Raw genomic sequence first — 14,889 nt, forward strand, 5'->3', positions numbered from 1 at the left:
TTCGAAGATCACGGGCCGGGAGCGACGCGCGCTCCGCCTGGGACCCGTTGTGCACGGATTGCCCCGGCGCAACAACACGCAATCCCCCTCGCGATGTCGCAGCGCTTCAATCGGCGGGCCGGGAAGCCGTCCCGCCTTCGGCCGCCAGCGCGGCGAGCACGAAGTCGGCCCGCTCGCATACCGTTGCCTTCGGCAGCACGATCGCCCGGTAGCCGAGCTCGCGATAGGCGAGGACGAGCCGCTCGTATTCCGCCGCGGCCTCCCGGAAGCCGTGCCGACGCTCCGCGTCGCCCCGGTAGATGTCGGGCCAGGGCGGGGCGAGAAAGACGCGCTCGTGATAAGGCGCGTCCCGGCGGAGCGTGTCGGCAAGGGGCACGCCGGCCGCATGGCGAAGCGCTGCGGCCGCGTCCACGAGGCCTCGGTCGAAGAAGACGAGGTCGCGCGCGTCGGCCAGGGCCGCGCGGTCCGCCCGCGCCAGCGCGAGGGCGCGGCGCGCAAACGCCGTCATGTCGCGCCAGGGCAGGGCGGCGCCGTCGCCCCGCAGGGCCTCCTCGACCACGCGGCGCCCCGGTTCGGGAACGGTCGCCAGGCCGCGCGCCCGAAGCTCGGACAGGAGCGTCGACTTGCCCCCGCCCGAACAGCCCGACAGGACGACGTGGCGGCTGGAGCGCCCGCGCGGATCGCTGCTACCGAAGCACATTGGTGCGGGCGAGTTCCAGGACCTCGTCGCCGCGCCCGCTCATCACCGCGCGCAGCATGTAGAGGCTGAAGCCCTTCATCTGCTCGGCCTTGATCTTGGGCGGCAGGCTGAGCTCCTGGCGCGCGACGTGGACGTCGACCAGCGCCGGGCCGGGATGGCGGAAGGCCTCCTCCAGCGCGGGGCGCAGCTCGTCGGACTGGGTGACCTTGAGGCCGAGGAGGCCGGCGCTGCGCGCCAGCGCGGCGAAGTCGGGATTGGTGAGCGCGACGTTGGTGTCGACGTAGCCCGCCGCCTTCATCTCCATCTCCACGAAGCCGAGCGAGCCGTTGTTGAAGACGACGATCTTGATCGGCAGGTCGTGCTGGCGCGTGGTGAGAAGGTCGCCCATCAGCATGGCGAAGCCGCCGTCGCCCGACAGCGAGACGACCTGCCGGCCCGGCAGGGCGGCCTGGATGCCGAGCGCCTGCGGCATCGCGTTGGCCATGGAGCCGTGGTTGAACGAGCCGACGAGGCGGCGCCGCCCGTTGGTGTGTATGTAGCGCGCCGCCCAGACGGCGGGCGTGCCGACATCGGCCGTGAAGACCGCGTCGCCGGCCGCCATCTCGTCGACGAGCTTCGTGACGTACTGGGGGTGGAGCGGCTCGCCGGGACCGCGCGCGGCGGCGAGGTCGTCGAGGCCCTCGCGCGCCCGGCGGTAGTGCTCGCGCGCCTTGTCGAGAAATCGGCTGCCGCGCCCCGGCGCGATGCGCGGCAGGAGGGCTTCGGCCGCCTCGCGCACGTCGGCGACGATGCCGATGTCGATGGGGGCGCGACGGCCGAGCGCCTGCGGGTCGCGATCGACCTGGGCGATCTGCGCGTCGGCGGGATAGAAGTTGCGATAGGGGAAGTCGGTGCCGAGCATGAGGAGCGTGTCGCACTCCATCATCGCGTGGTAGCCCGACGAGAAGCCGATGAGCCCGGTCATGCCGACGTCGAACGGGTTGTCCCATTCGATCCACTCCTTGCCGCGATAGGCGTGGACGATCGGCGCCTGGAGCGCGTCGGCGAGCGCCACGACCTCGCGGTGGGCACCCTCGACGCCCGCCCCGCACAGAAGCGTCACCCGCTCCGAACCGTTGAGGAGCGCGGCGAGGCGGTCGATGTCGCCGGGCGCCGGCACGAGGCGGGGGGGCGAGACCTTCGGCCAGGCGGCCTTGGCGCCCTTCGGCGCTTCCTTCAGCGCGACATCGCCCGGCAGGACGATCACCGCGACGCCCCGCTGGACCACGGCCGCCCGCATCGCGCGCGTCAGGACCTCGGGCATCTGCTCGGGGTTGGTGACGAGCTCCACGAAGTGGCTGCACTCGCGGAAGGTCTCGGTCGGATGGGTCTCCTGGAAGTAGGTGAGGCCGATCTCGGAGGAGGGGATGTGGGCGGCGATGGCGAGCACCGGCACGCGCGAGCGGTGGCAGTCGAAGAGGCCGTTGATGAGGTGGACGTTACCGGGACCGCAGGAGCCCGCGCAGACGGCGAGCTCGCCCGTCATCGCGGCTTCCGCGCCGGCGGCGAACGCACCGGCCTCCTCGTGGCGAACGTGCATCCACTCGATGCCGCCGTGGCGCCGCAGGCTGTCGTTGATGGCGTTGAGGCTGTCGCCGGTGACCCCCCAGATGCGCTTCACCCCGGCCGAGCCGAGCGTTTCCACCAGAAGGTCTGCGATCGTCATGGCCATGGCCGGCTCCTCGATGGCTGGGCGGGGCGCCCGCGCCCCGCACGTCTCGTGCCGCAACGCGCGACGGCCCGAAGGGTGGCGCGGGGCGCCGCGCTTTCCATTGCCCTCTCGCGAAGGGCAGCCATGCGCCCGGCGCGAAACGAAGAAGGCCGCAGCGTGGCTGCGGCCTTCGATCGCCGGGAGCGCCGCCGACGCCCTAGCCGGCGCCCCAGAGCTTCGGCAGCTGCTGCCCGATCGTCAGGACCGACAGGATGCCGAACAGGAGGAAGGCCCAGACCAGCGTCGCCACCCGGAAGCCGCCGGGCCGGATCGCGGGCACGAGGAGGCGGCGGTTGAGGCGGATCAGGAGGCCCGAATACAGGAACATCATGAGCCCGCCCGTGCAGGCCGAGATCACGAGAAGGACGAGCGGCTGGGTCAGGCCGCCGAGGAGCACCAGGATGCCCACCGCCACGAGGCCCCAGACGAGGCCGAAATAAAGGCGGCTCTCGTTGCTGTTGCGAAGGTAGGAGGTGCGCAGCACGTCGGCCGCGAGGCGGCTCGTGTAGTCGACGATGCCGGTTGCCGCGCCGAACAGGGAAAAAGCGCCGATGAACCAGAACAGGGCGCCGAACCACGGGCCGACCCGCTCGCCCAGCACCTGCCCCTCGCGCTGGACGAAGGCGACCGAGTTGGCGAGCCCTTCCTCGCCGAACACGGTGGAGTAGGCCAGAAGCGAGGTGAAGGTGATGGTGACGAAGGTGATCAGGACGAAGGTGAGCGCCTGCTCCCAGTTGGCGAAGCGCCACCAGCGCCGCCAGCGCTCCATGTTGCCGGGCGTCGGCTCGAAGACGTAGCCCGTCGAGGGCATGGCCTCGGGCGCGCCGGTGATCGGGCTGGTGATCCGGGGCACATAGGAGCCCATCCCGAAGCCCTTGTCGCGGATCCAGTTGGACTGGCACAGGTTCTGCCCGCCGCCCGCGCCCGCGAACGCCAGCGCGCCGAGAAGCAGCGCGAAGCCGAGGTCGACGGGGATCGTCGCGCCGGTCGCGATCTGCGGCAGCGCCGCCCAGTCCTCGGCGGTGATCACGAAGACGGCGGCGATCAGGATCAGAAGGCCGACGGCGGCCACCTTCACCATCTGCAGCCGCTCCAGCATCACGTAGACCACGGGCGCGAGCGTCAGGATGAGGCCGATGGCGACCAGCATTCCGATGGCGATCCAGCGCGGCTCGCCGCCGACGATGTAGGACAGGAGCGTGGCCGACGAGGTCGCCCAGCCGGGCCAGAGGTTGGCGAAATAGGTGAGGACCGCGAAGACGAGGCCCCAGTGGCGCCAGAAGCGGCTGAAGCCGGTGAGCACGGTCTCGCCGGTGGCGAGCGTGTAGCGCTCGATCTCCATATTGAGGAAGAACTGCGTGACGACGCCCACCAGCGCCGCCCAGACGAAGACCAGCCCGACCTGGCTCGCGATATAGGGGTAGAGGATGAACTCGCCCGACGAGAGGCCGACGCCCGCCGCCACGATGCCCGGGCCGATCAGACGGCGAGTGTCGAGGGGCGCCGGCGGCAGTTCGCGCACCTCGGGCCGGCCGTACATGTGAGCGGGGAAGAGGTCGGCGGCCGAGCCTCCCCTTGGGCTTGCGTCGATGGTCATTCGTCCCCCTGTCTGTCTGCGCCGAAGGTGGCGCGACAAGGGGGCCCGTCAATCAGCGGGCCTTAAGACCCGGGCGATCCCGCCTGTCAAAAGAGCGCGAGCGGAGGGTCTTGCGAAGGCACGGACCTTGCGCGATGCCTTCGGTCACGTGGCAAAGGAGCGAGGGGGCGATGACCGACAAGCGGGACACGGCAGGCCAGGCGGGCGAGACCGCGCGCGAGAAGACCGAGCGGCTGCGCGCCGCGCGCCTCCAGGCCGAGCGCGACAAGACCGCGCGCATCGAGCGCGACACCCGCAAGGCGGCCGCACGCCGCAAGGTGCTCGGCAAGCCATGATACGGACCGAAACACGTCTGAGTTGGGGCGGTGCACGCCGGGATGGCGCCCCTTGTCCAAACCGCGAAACCTGAGGTACGTATCTCACCCGTAGGCCGTTGGGGGCCGGGGAGGATCACATGAATCGCAGACACATGCTGCTCGCGGGCGCCGCCCTCGGCCTCATGCTGGCCGGGTCGCAGGCCCAGGCCCAGGACAAGGGCACCGTGGGCGTGCTCATGCCCACCAAGTCGTCGCAGCGCTGGATCCAGGACGGCGACAACATGGTGAAGTCGCTGCAGGAGCGCGGCTACCGCACCGACCTGCAGTATGCCGAGGACGACATCCCGACCCAGCTCTCCCAGGCCGAGAACATGGTGTCGGCGGGCGTCAAGGTCCTCGTCATCGCCTCGATCGACGGCACGACGCTGACGGACGTCCTCCAGCAGGCCCACGACAAGGGCATCAAGGTGATCGCCTACGATCGCCTGATCCGCAACTCGCCGAACGTCGACTACTACACGACCTTCGACAACTATAAGGTCGGCGTGCTGCAGGGCAGCTCGATCGAGACCAAGCTCGGCCTCAAGGACGGCAAGGGTCCCTTCAACATCGAGCTGTTCGGCGGCTCGCCCGACGACAACAACGCGACCTTCTTCTACAACGGCGCGATGAGCGTGCTGCAGCCCTACATCGACTCGGGCAAGCTCGTACTCGTCTCGGGCGAGAAGGGCATGGAGCGCATCGGCACATTGCGCTGGGACCCGGCGGTGGCGCAGGCCCGCATGGACAACCTCCTGTCCTCCTACTACGGCGACAAGAAGGTCGATGCGATCCTCTCGCCCAACGACAGCCTCGCCATCGGCATCATCTCGGCTCTGACCGCGGTCGGCTACGGCTCGGGCGACAAGCCGATGCCGGTGATCTCGGGCCAGGACGCGGACCTGCCGTCCGTGAAGGCGATCCTCGCCGGCCAGCAGACCTCGACGGTCTTCAAGGACACGCGCGAGCTCGCCAAGACGACGGTCGACATGATCGACGCGATCGGCAACGGCCGCGAGCCGCCCGTCAACGACACCAAGACCTATGACAACGGCGCGAAGGTCGTGCCCTCGCAGCTCCTCACGCCGGTTCTGGTGACCAAGGACAACCTCCAGAAGGTGGTCATCGACTCGGGCTACTACTCGCCGAGCCAGCTGAACTGAGCGCAGCGATCGCGTCCCGGCGGCACCGCCTGCCGCCGGGACGGGCTTGGGTCGGGCCGCGCGTTCCCGTATAAGGCGGAGCTCAGGACAACCGGGAGTTTCGCGATGGTTCGGCGTCGTGTCGTGTCGGCATTCGCTCTGGGGCTTCTCGCAGCGCCCCCCGCCCTGGCGCAGGCGCCGGCGCCCATCGCGTCGGCGGGATCCGACGCGGCCAAGCCGCCGGAGGGCGTGGCGGCGCTGCGCCGAACGCTGGAAGCCTATCTCACCGCCGTTCCCTTCGAGCGCGGCCTCCTGCGCCTCGAGACCGATCCGGCCGGCCAGCGCCTGACGATCGATCCCGCGCCGGTCCTGACCGATCTTCTCGGCTCGCCGGTACGCTTCCGCCCGCTGCGTTTCGTGCTCGCGGAGCGTTCCGACGGAAACTGGGATGTCGCGGGCAGCGACGCGATCGACATCGAGACCGCCCCCGCCGCCCAGGGCCGGACGCAGACCTTTCTCTACCGGCAGGACAGCCAGAGCTTCCGGGGCGTGTTCTCGCCCTCGCTCGCCGCCTTCCTGGAAGGGGAGCTGCGTGCCTCGGGCACGCGCAACGAGCAGAACGACGCCGTGTCCCGCTCGGTCGCCACGATCGATTCCACCGCCTTCACCACGAGCGCCCGCCCGAACGCGGCGGGCGGCGCGGATATCGAGTTCCGGCAGCGCTACGAAGGTCTGAAGCAGACCACGACGATCCAGGTCCCCGAAGCCGCGGGAACGCCGTTCCAGTCGATCGGCCTCGAGGTGAACGCGGCCGGCGTACAGGGAGAGGGACAGATCGAGGGCGTGCGCTCGCCCGCGATCCGCGACCTCTACGCGCTGGTTCTTCGCAACGCCGAGGCGCTCGAGGCGGATCCGCACCTCGCGCTGGCCGGCCCGTTCGGAGCCGAGCTCAAGAGCGCGTTGCGCGAGGTGCTGCCCGTCTGGGCGAACCTGTCCGCTTCCGCCTCGGCCGACGCCCTTCGCCTGTCCTCCCCCTACGGCATTCTCACGGTGGGTGAAGCACGGCAGGATCTGCGCTTTTCCGGCGTCGAGGGCGATGCCGGCTTCGACCTCGACGTGACGCTGTCCGGGATCGACGTCGCGAGCCCGCTTCTTCCGGCCTGGACCGCGACGCTTCTGCCGCAGGAGATGAAGCTCGGCTTCGCGATGTCGGGCATCGACCTCGCCGCGCCCGCCGACATCGCGCTGCGCGAGGTCGACTTCCGGCAGGATCCACCCCTGTCGCCGGACGCGCAGGCGCGCGTCACGGCCGCCTTCGATCTCGAAAACCTGCGCAGCGTCCTGAAGCCGGGTTCGATCCGCGCCCGGGACTACGACATCGCCTTCAGCGGCGCGCTCACCGTCAAGGACGCCAAGCCCGAAGCCCGGATCGCGTTGGATGTGGGCGGCCTCGACAGGGCGATCGCGACCCTGCAGGGCGCGGCCGCCGCGCAGCCCGACCTCTTCCAGACGGTGGGCATGCTGCAGTTCGCCAAGGGGATCGGGCGTCCGCGCGACGACGGGCGCCTCGAATGGATCGTGGAAGCGGGGGCGGACGGCTCGGTGAGCGTGAACGGTACGATGCTGAAGGGCCCCGACCCGGTCGCGCCGCCTCCCGGCGACGACGACCCCGCGGGGGACGCGCCCGCCGGCGCCACGGACCTTTGAGCGCTGCCCGTCAGAACGGATAGTGCTGGCCGGGGTCCTCGACCGTGATCCAGCGCAGCTCGGTGAACTCGGCGATGGCGGCCGTGCCCCCGAAGCGCCCGTAGCCCGACGCCTTGGTGCCGCCGAAGGGCATCTGCGCCTCGTCGCCCACCGTCGGGCCGTTGATGTGGCAGATGCCGCTCTCGATCCGCCGGGCGACCTCCATCGCGCGCGAGACGTCGCGACCGAACACGGCGGCCGACAGGCCGTATTCGGTGTCGTTGGCCAGCTCCACCGCGTGGTCGGCGTCCCGCGCGCGCACCACGCAGACCACGGGACCGAAGCTCTCCTCGCGAAAGAGGCGCATCTGCGGCGTGACGCCGTCCACCACGGTCGCCGGCATGATCGTGGTCGCGGCGGCGCTGCCGCCCGCCACGACGCGCCCGCCCGCCCGCACGGCGTCTTCCACGAGTTCAGCCACCGTCTCGGCCGCCCGGTGCGAGACCACCGATCCGAGTACCACGGGCTCGCGCGGGTCGCCGTGCGGCAGCGAGGCTGCCTTGGCGGCGAAGAGCTCGACGAAGCGGTCGGCCACGCGCTCGTCGACGATGACGCGCTCGGTCGACATGCAGATCTGGCCCTGGTTGAGGAAGGCGCCGAACGAGGCCGCGTTCACGGCCGCCTCGAGGTCGGCGTCGTCGAGCACGACCAGCGGCGCCTTGCCGCCGAGCTCGAGCAGCACGGGCTTCAGGTGCTTGGCCGCCTCCATCGCGATGATGCGGCCGACGCGCGTCGATCCGGTGAAGTTGACGCGCTTGACGCGGGGGTGCGCCACCAGCGCCTCGACGACCTCGGGCGCATCGGCTGCGGAATGGGTCACGAGGTTGAGGACGCCCGCCGGCAGGCCCGCCTCGTGCAGCGTCTCGACGATCATGCGGTGCGTATGGGGACAGGTCTCCGAGGCCTTGAGCACCACCGCGTTGCCGCAGGCGAGCGGCATGGCGATCGCCCGCACGGCGAGGATCACCGGCGCGTTCCACGGCGCCATGCCGACAAGGACGCCGATCGGCTCGCGGAACGCCAGGCTCAGCGTCCCCGGCTTGTCGGAGGGCACGACCTCGCCCTTGATCTGCGTCGTCATGGCGGCCGCCTCGCGCAGGATGCGGGCCCCCAGCATGACGTTGAAGCCGATCCAGGGTCCGGTCGCGCCCGTCTCGGCGCGCGCGACCTCGATGAACCGCGCGGTCTTGGCTTCCAGAATGTCGGCGGCGCGGTTCAGGATCGTGCGCCGCTCGGTCGGGCCGGTGCGCGACCAGGCCGGGAAGGCCGCGGCCGCCGCCTCGACGGCCCTGTCGACATCGGCCTTGCGGGCGGAGGGCGCGCGCGTCGCGACCACGCCCGTCACGGGGTCCACGCGCTCGAACGTTTCCCCGCCCGCTGCCGCCTCGTCGCGTCCCGCGATGATCAGGCCGATATCCATGCCGTTCCTCCCGTTCGGATCAGGCGCCGAGCTTTGCCCGGCGGCGGCCGCCCTGAAAAGCCGCCCATCGCCCCGCTTCGTCAGAACGGCAGGCCGACGTAGTTCTCCGCCACGTTCGCCGCCGCGCTTCGCACGCTGGCCACATGGTCGAACTCCGCGCGCTGCATGCGCTCTGCAAAGGCGTCGGTGCCGGGGAAGCGGTGGAGCATCGACGTCATCCACCAGGAGAAGCGCTCCGCCTTCCAGACGCGGCCGAGCGCACGCTCCGAATAGCGATCGAGCCCGGCGTCGCTTCCTTCTCGGTAGTGCTCGATCAGGCCGGACGAAAGGTAGTGGACGTCGCCGGCCGCAAGGTTCAGTCCCTTGGCGCCGGTGGGCGGCACGATATGGGCGGCGTCGCCCGCCAGGAACAGCGAGCCGAAGCGCATCGGCTCGGCGACGAAGGAGCGCAACGGCGCCACGCTCTTCTCGATGGAGGGCGTGGTCCGCAGACGGCTCGCCATCCCGGCAGGCAGGCGAAGGCGCAGCTCGTCGAAGAAGCGCTCGTCGCTCCAGTCCTCGGCGCGCGTCTCCAGCGGGACCTGAACATAGTAGCGCGAGCGCGTGGGCGAGCGCATCGACAGGAGCGCGAAGCCGCGCGGATGGTTGGCGTAGACGAGCTCGTCGGTGACCGGCGGCGCATCGGTGAGGAGTCCCAGCCAGCCGAAGGGATAGACGCGTTCGAAGGTCCGCAGCGCGCCCTCAGGCACCGAGCGGCGCCCGATGCCGTGGAATCCGTCGCAGGCGGCCACGAAGTCGCAGGCGACGGTCCGTCGTTCGCCATGCACCGTGAAGGAGACGGACGGGCACGCGGTCTCGATGTCGCGGATCTCGACATCCCCGGCCTCGAAGACGGTGGGTCTTCCCGCCGCCTCGCGCGCTTCCATCAGGTCGCGCGTCACCTCGGTCTGTCCGTAGACGGAGACGCCGGCCCCGCCCGTCAGGGCGGCGAGGTCGAGGCGCAGGCGATCGCCGTCGAAGGCGAGCTCGACGCCGGAATGCACGAGCCCCTCGCGGTGGAGTCGTTCGGCGACCCCCGCCTTCTCCAGAAGCGCCACCGTCCCGCGCTCCAGAACGCCGGCCCGGATGCGCGACAGGACGTGTTCGCGCGTGGAACGCTCCAGGATCAGCGTGTCGATGCCGGCCCGTCCCAGGAGCTGGCCGAGAAGCAGACCGGCCGGTCCGCTGCCGATGATGACGACCTGTCTGCGCAAGGGCGACCGCTCTCCCGAAGCCGGAGCGGCGATCTCCCGCGCCGCCCTTCCGAAGGCGGATTCTAGCGGCGTGGCCGCCCTTGTCGTACACGCGCTTCCGCGCAAAGACTTGGACGATTCGATCCTCGGCCCGCCTCCCGCCATGAACCCTGCTTCGCCCTCCCGCCTGCCGATTCCGGTCTATGCGCTCTACGGCGAGGCCGAGGGGCAGAGGCTCGCGGCGGGCGTCCATGCGGAAACGATCTCCAGCCGCTCGTCCGGGCTCGACTGGCGCATCGCGCCCCATCGCCACTCGCACCTTTATCAGGCGCTGCTCGTCCTCGAAGGGCGTGCGAGCGCCAGCGCCGAGGGGCAGCGCGTCGAGCTTGCCGCGCCCGCGCTGGCCTGGGTCCCGCCGCTCGTGGTCCATGCCTACGACTTCACGCCGGCTACGGTCGGGATCGTGGTGAGCGTGCCGAGCGTGATCCTGGAGGGCGGGCTCTCTCTCGCCCCGGCCGTTCTCGGGCGGCTCGGCGGCTTCCTGACGCTGGGCGGCGCGCTGCCGGAGGGCGACTGGGATGAGGCGCGCTTCCTCGCCGGCACGCTCCTGCGCGACTACGGCGACCTCGCGGCAGGGCGAGAGGCCGCCCTCTCGGCGCGCGCCGCCCTTCTCGCGCTCTGGGTCGCGCGCCGGTCGGAAGCGGGGGAGGGAGGCGGCGACGAGCCGCTGGTGCCGATCGTGCGCCGCTTCCTCGCCCGCGTCGAGGCGAGCTATGCCGAGACGCGGCCCTTGAGCCGCTACGCGCGCGAGGTCGGCGTCTCGGCGCCGCATCTGACGCGGGCCTGCCGGCGCGTCACCGGTCGCTCGCCCGGACTCCTCATCCATGACCGGCGTCTGGTCGAGGCCAAGCGCCTCCTCGCCTATACCGCGTTGCCGGTCGCGCAAATCGCCTATCGGCTCGGCTTTCGGGACGCGGCCTATTTCAGCCGCTTCTTCCGGGCCCGCGTCGGCACGGCGCCGCTCGCCTTCCGCCAGCTCGCCGACGGCTCGTTCGGCGCTCACCCATGACCCGAGGGTTATGCTAGAGCCGGCGAAGGTGATTAGACGGCGCGGCTGGCCGGCGGTTACCTGACAGTCGAGGATGGCGCGAGGCGGACGCAAGGGGGCCGATTCGGGACGCCATCGGTGGTTTCTGGGAGGATACCGTTTCGTGACACGTCTGCCGCTCGGCCTCCTGGCCGCATCCGCCCTCGCGCTTCTCGCCACGGGCGCGCTCGCCGACACGATCAAGGTCGGCGTGATCGGCCCATTCTCGGGCCCCTTCGCCAACCAGGGCCGCAACTTCCAGGCCGGAATCGACGCCTGGATGGCGCTCAACGGCAAGACCGTGGGCGATGACGAGATCGAGGTCGTCTACCGCGACCTGCCGGCGGCGGATCCCGCGCGCGCGCGGACGCTGGCCCAGGAACTCGTCGTCTCGGACGGCGTCCAGTACCTCGCGGGCATCTATTTCACGCCCGACGCGCTGGCCATCGCCCCGCTCCTCGAAGAGGCCAACACCCCGCTCGTCATCTTCAACGCCGCGACCTCGGCCATCACCAAGCAGTCGCCGCTGATCGTGCGGACCTCGTTCACGCTGCCGCAGACCTCGGCGCCCATGGCGACGGTCGCGGCAGAGCGTGGCCTGAAGCGTGTCGTCACCGTGGTCAGCGACTACGGGCCGGGCGCCGACGCGGAGGGCGCCTTCTCGGCCGCCTTCGAGGCCAAGGGCGGACAGATCGTCGAGAAGATCCGCATGCCGCTCGCCACCAACGACTTCTCGCCGATCATGCAGCGCATCCGCGCCAGCGGCGCCGACGCGCTCTTCGCGTTCCTGCCCTCGGGGCCGCCGACGCTCGCCTTCGCCCGCGCCTACAACGACAACGGCCTGAAGGGTGCGGGCGTCACCTTCCTGTCCACCGGCGACCTGACGCAGGAGTCCGACCTGCCGGCGCTGGGCACGAGCGTGGAAGGGTTCCTCACGACCTTCCACTACTCGGTCGCCCACGACGGCCCCGAGAACAAGGCGTTCGTCGAGGCGGCCGGAAAGGCGATCGGCGACCCCAAGCTCCTGACTTTCCCGGCGGTCGGCGCCTTCGACGGCATGCGTGTCATCGCCAAGATGATCGAGGCGACGGGCGGCGAGCAGGACGCGGCGGCGGCCGTCGAGGCGGTGAAGGGAATACGCTTCGAGAGCCCGCGCGGCCCCGTCACGATCGACCCGGAGACGCGTTCGCCCACCCAGACCATCTACCTTCGCGAGGTGGCGAAGGCCGGCGACGGCTTCGTGAACCGCGAGATCCAGAGCTTCCCCGACACGCCCGATCTCGGCTGGAAGAAGTAAGGGCGTCGGGAGCCCGCAGGGAGGGGATATGCAGCTCGTCCTGTCGATCGCGGTCGATGCGCTGGCCTATGGCATGGTGCTCTTCGTGATCTCGATCGGCCTGTCCCTGACCATGGGGCTGATGCGGGTCGTGAACCTTGCCCACGGGGCCTTCGCCATGGTCGGCGGCTATGCCGCCTCGTGGCTCGGAACGGCGATGGGCGTGCCCTTTCCGCTGATGCTCGCGGGCGCCGTTCTCTTCACCGTGGCGCTCGCCCTGCCGCTGGAGCGGTTTCTCTACCGCCCGATCTACGGACGACCGGAGCTGACGCAGGTCCTGATGACGATCGGCATCACGTTTCTGGTCATCGGCGTCGCCAACTGGCTGCTCGGGCCGACGCTGAAGACGATCCCGCTTCCCGACGCCCTTCGCGCGCCCGTGGACCTCGGCTTTCGCACCGTCTCGGCCCACCGCATCTTCGCGATACTCTCCGGCCTCGCGATCGCGGCTGCGCTCTGGCTCGTGGTGGAACGGACGAACTTCGGCGTGCGCCTGCGCGCCAGCGTCGACAACGCCGCGATGGCCGCAGCCCTCGGCGTGCGCACCGAGCGCGTCTATGCGGTGAGCTTCGCGCTCGCCACGGGCCTTGCCGCGCTGGGCGGCGTGATCGGCGCCGAGCTCCTGCCGATCGAGCCGTATTATGCCCTGCGCTACATGGTGACGTTCCTGGTCGTGGTCTGCGTCGGCGGAGCGGGCTCGATCCCCGGCGCGCTTCTGGCGAGCCTGCTCCTGGGCGCGGTGGACACGACCGGCCGCTATCTCATGCCGGACTTCGGCGAGTTCTTTTTCTATCTCGCCGTGATCGGGGTGATCCTCGTCTTTCCGCGCGGCCTCATGGGGCGCTCGGCATGAGCCTGACGCTGCCGCGCCTGCGCGCCGCCCGTCATGCGGGAACCCGAACCGGCCTCCTCGCCGACTGCGCGGGCACACTTGCCGTGCTTCTCGTGGGGCTGGCCTGCTATTGGCTGTTTCCGACCAGCCTGTCGTTCCTGACCGGCCTGATGGCGCTGGCGCTCCTGGCGCTCTCGCTCGACCTCGTGACGGGCTACGGCGGGGTGGCGACGCTCGGCCATGCCGCGCTGTTCGGAGCGGGCGCCTACGGGGCGGGCATCGCGGCGGTGCATTTCGGTCTCGCCGACCCGCTTCTCCTGCTTCTCGTCGGGGCCGTCGCGGGCGGGCTGGCCGGTCTCGTCTCGGGCGCGGTGATCCTGCGCGCGCACGGCCTGCCGCAACTCGTGCTCTCGATCGCCGTGGTGCAGCTTTCCGTCGAGATCGCCAACAAGGCGAGCGGCTGGACCGGAGGCTCGGACGGGCTCTCGGGCATCCGCCCGAGCCCGCTCTTCGGCCTCTACCGCTTCGACCTCTTCGGGCGCACGGGCTTCTGGCTCGCGCTTGCCGTCCTGGTCCTGACGGTCTTCATCTTGCGCCGTCTCGTGCGTTCGCCCTTCGGTCTCCTCGTGCGGGGGATCCGGCAGGACCCGGTGCGCGTCAAGGCCATGGGCTCGCCCGTCTATCCCGTGCTCCTGCGCCTCTACGGCATCTCGGGCCTCGTGGCGGGTCTGGGCGGAGCGATCGCCGCCGTCTCGACGCGGGTCGTCGGGCTCGACTCCCTGTCGTTCACGAGCTCGGCCGAGGCGCTGGTCATGCTGGCGCTGGGCGGCGTCGGCACGATCTGGGGTGCGCTGGTCGGCACCTTCGTCTTCCTGTGGTTCGAGCACGTCGTCTCGGCCGCCAACCCGTTCCACTGGCTGACCCTCGTGGGCGCGCTCCTGATCGCGGTCGTGCTTTTCGCCCCGAAAGGGCTCTATGGATCGCTGGTCGCGCGGGGGCGGCGCTCATGAGCCCGCTCCTCGACATCCGGGGGCTGCGCAAGCGCTTCGGTGGCCTTGCCGTCACGGACGGCGTCGACCTTGCCTTGGAGCCGGGCGCGCGCACGGCGCTGATCGGGCCGAACGGGGCCGGCAAGACCACCTTGATCAACCTCGTGACAGGGCAGCTCCGGCCCGACGCGGGAACCGTGACGCTGGGCGGGCGCGACGTGACGCGCGCCCCGACCGTGGAGCGCGTCCGCGCCGGCCTCGTGCGCTCCTTCCAGGTGACGCGGCTCTTTCCCGATCTCAGCCCGCGCGACCATCTGGCGCTCGCGATCCTGCAGCGCGAGAACCGCTCGGGTCGCATGTTCGGCCACTACGAGCGCGACTCCGCGCTGACAACGGAGATCGATGCGCTGCTCGCCGGCCTGCGCTTGGCCGAGATCGGCCGCCGCCCGGTGGCCGAGATCGCCTACGGGCAGCAGCGTCTCGTCGAGCTCGCGATCGCCCTGGCGCTGCGCCCGCGCGTTCTGCTTCTCGACGAGCCCGCCGCCGGCGTGCCCCAGGGCGAGACGCGCCTGATCGAGGAGGCGCTGGCGGAGCTGCCGGCCGACCTCGCCGTCCTGATGATCGACCACGACATGGACCTCGTGTTCCGCTTCGCCCGCGAGGTCGTCGTGCTCGCGGCGGGACGGGTGATCTTCTCCGGAC

General features: G+C 70.7%; 13 protein-coding genes. 8 read left to right on the top strand and 5 right to left on the bottom strand.

Going from position 1 to position 14,889, the window contains the following annotated elements; genetic code table 11:
* Window positions 1-106 precede the first annotated feature (106 nt).
* The 3 genes from AUL35_RS05740 to AUL35_RS05750 all read right to left on the bottom strand — a co-directional run bounded on the left by AUL35_RS05740 (window position 107) and on the right by AUL35_RS05750 (window position 4,047).
* Window positions 107-700 carry an AAA family ATPase gene (locus AUL35_RS05740; RefSeq protein WP_062012933.1) on the bottom strand — a complete coding sequence of 198 codons (594 nt, stop codon included), beginning with the start codon at window positions 698-700 and terminating at the stop codon, window positions 107-109.
* Complete coding sequence (poxB, locus tag AUL35_RS05745; RefSeq protein ID WP_062012935.1) at window positions 687-2,411, bottom strand: ubiquinone-dependent pyruvate dehydrogenase; 1,725 nt, start codon at window positions 2,409-2,411, stop codon at window positions 687-689. The genes AUL35_RS05740 and poxB overlap by 14 nt, the downstream gene beginning before the upstream one ends.
* A 196-nt stretch (window positions 2,412-2,607) precedes the next feature.
* Window positions 2,608-4,047, bottom strand: a complete 1,440-nt coding sequence (locus AUL35_RS05750; RefSeq protein WP_062012937.1) for an Nramp family divalent metal transporter — start codon at window positions 4,045-4,047, stop codon at window positions 2,608-2,610.
* A 170-nt stretch (window positions 4,048-4,217) separates the two neighbouring features.
* Here AUL35_RS05750 and AUL35_RS22015 point away from each other — a divergent pair, with 170 nt between their 5' ends.
* The 3 genes from AUL35_RS22015 (at window position 4,218) to AUL35_RS05760 (ending at window position 7,252) form a co-directional block, all read left to right on the top strand.
* Window positions 4,218-4,382: a hypothetical protein gene (locus AUL35_RS22015; RefSeq protein WP_156417853.1), complete on the top strand. Its 165-nt coding sequence runs from the start codon at window positions 4,218-4,220 to the stop codon at window positions 4,380-4,382.
* 134 nt (window positions 4,383-4,516) lie between these two features.
* The gene (chvE, locus tag AUL35_RS05755; protein ID WP_244493672.1) at window positions 4,517-5,566 is read left to right on the top strand and encodes a multiple monosaccharide ABC transporter substrate-binding protein; all 1,050 of its coding nucleotides are present in this window, start codon (window positions 4,517-4,519) and stop codon (window positions 5,564-5,566) included.
* A gap of 123 nt (window positions 5,567-5,689) precedes the next feature.
* Window positions 5,690-7,252: a hypothetical protein gene (locus AUL35_RS05760; protein WP_156417854.1), complete on the top strand. Its 1,563-nt coding sequence runs from the start codon at window positions 5,690-5,692 to the stop codon at window positions 7,250-7,252.
* A 10-nt stretch (window positions 7,253-7,262) separates the two neighbouring features.
* Here the strand turns inward: AUL35_RS05760 and AUL35_RS05765 are convergent, their stop codons facing one another.
* Window positions 7,263-8,711: an aldehyde dehydrogenase gene (locus AUL35_RS05765; RefSeq protein WP_062012943.1), complete on the bottom strand. Its 1,449-nt coding sequence runs from the start codon at window positions 8,709-8,711 to the stop codon at window positions 7,263-7,265.
* A gap of 80 nt (window positions 8,712-8,791) precedes the next feature.
* Window positions 8,792-9,964, bottom strand: coding sequence for a 4-hydroxybenzoate 3-monooxygenase (gene pobA / locus AUL35_RS05770; protein ID WP_062012945.1), 1,173 nt, complete (start codon window positions 9,962-9,964; stop codon window positions 8,792-8,794).
* Window positions 9,965-10,073: 109 nt separating this feature from the next.
* Here pobA and AUL35_RS05775 point away from each other — a divergent pair, with 109 nt between their 5' ends.
* From AUL35_RS05775 to AUL35_RS05795, 5 genes are all read left to right on the top strand, one after another.
* Window positions 10,074-11,012 carry a helix-turn-helix domain-containing protein gene (locus AUL35_RS05775; protein ID WP_192847048.1) on the top strand — a complete coding sequence of 313 codons (939 nt, stop codon included), beginning with the start codon at window positions 10,074-10,076 and terminating at the stop codon, window positions 11,010-11,012.
* 142 nt (window positions 11,013-11,154) lie between these two features.
* Entirely contained in the window at window positions 11,155-12,327 is a 1,173-nt protein-coding gene (locus tag AUL35_RS05780) for an ABC transporter substrate-binding protein (RefSeq protein ID WP_374754478.1), read from the top strand.
* 28 nt (window positions 12,328-12,355) lie between these two features.
* Window positions 12,356-13,219: a branched-chain amino acid ABC transporter permease gene (locus tag AUL35_RS05785; protein WP_062012949.1), complete on the top strand. Its 864-nt coding sequence runs from the start codon at window positions 12,356-12,358 to the stop codon at window positions 13,217-13,219.
* Complete coding sequence (locus AUL35_RS05790; protein WP_062012951.1) at window positions 13,216-14,208, top strand: branched-chain amino acid ABC transporter permease; 993 nt, start codon at window positions 13,216-13,218, stop codon at window positions 14,206-14,208. Before AUL35_RS05785 ends, AUL35_RS05790 begins: the two co-directional genes overlap by 4 nt.
* The coding region (locus tag AUL35_RS05795) for an ABC transporter ATP-binding protein (protein ID WP_062012953.1) at window positions 14,205-14,889 on the top strand (685 nt) is incomplete at its 3' end. The genes AUL35_RS05790 and AUL35_RS05795, both read left to right, overlap by 4 nt.

This window comes from Aureimonas sp. AU4 (assembly GCF_001463765.1).
GTDB lineage: Bacteria > Pseudomonadota > Alphaproteobacteria > Rhizobiales > Rhizobiaceae > Aureimonas.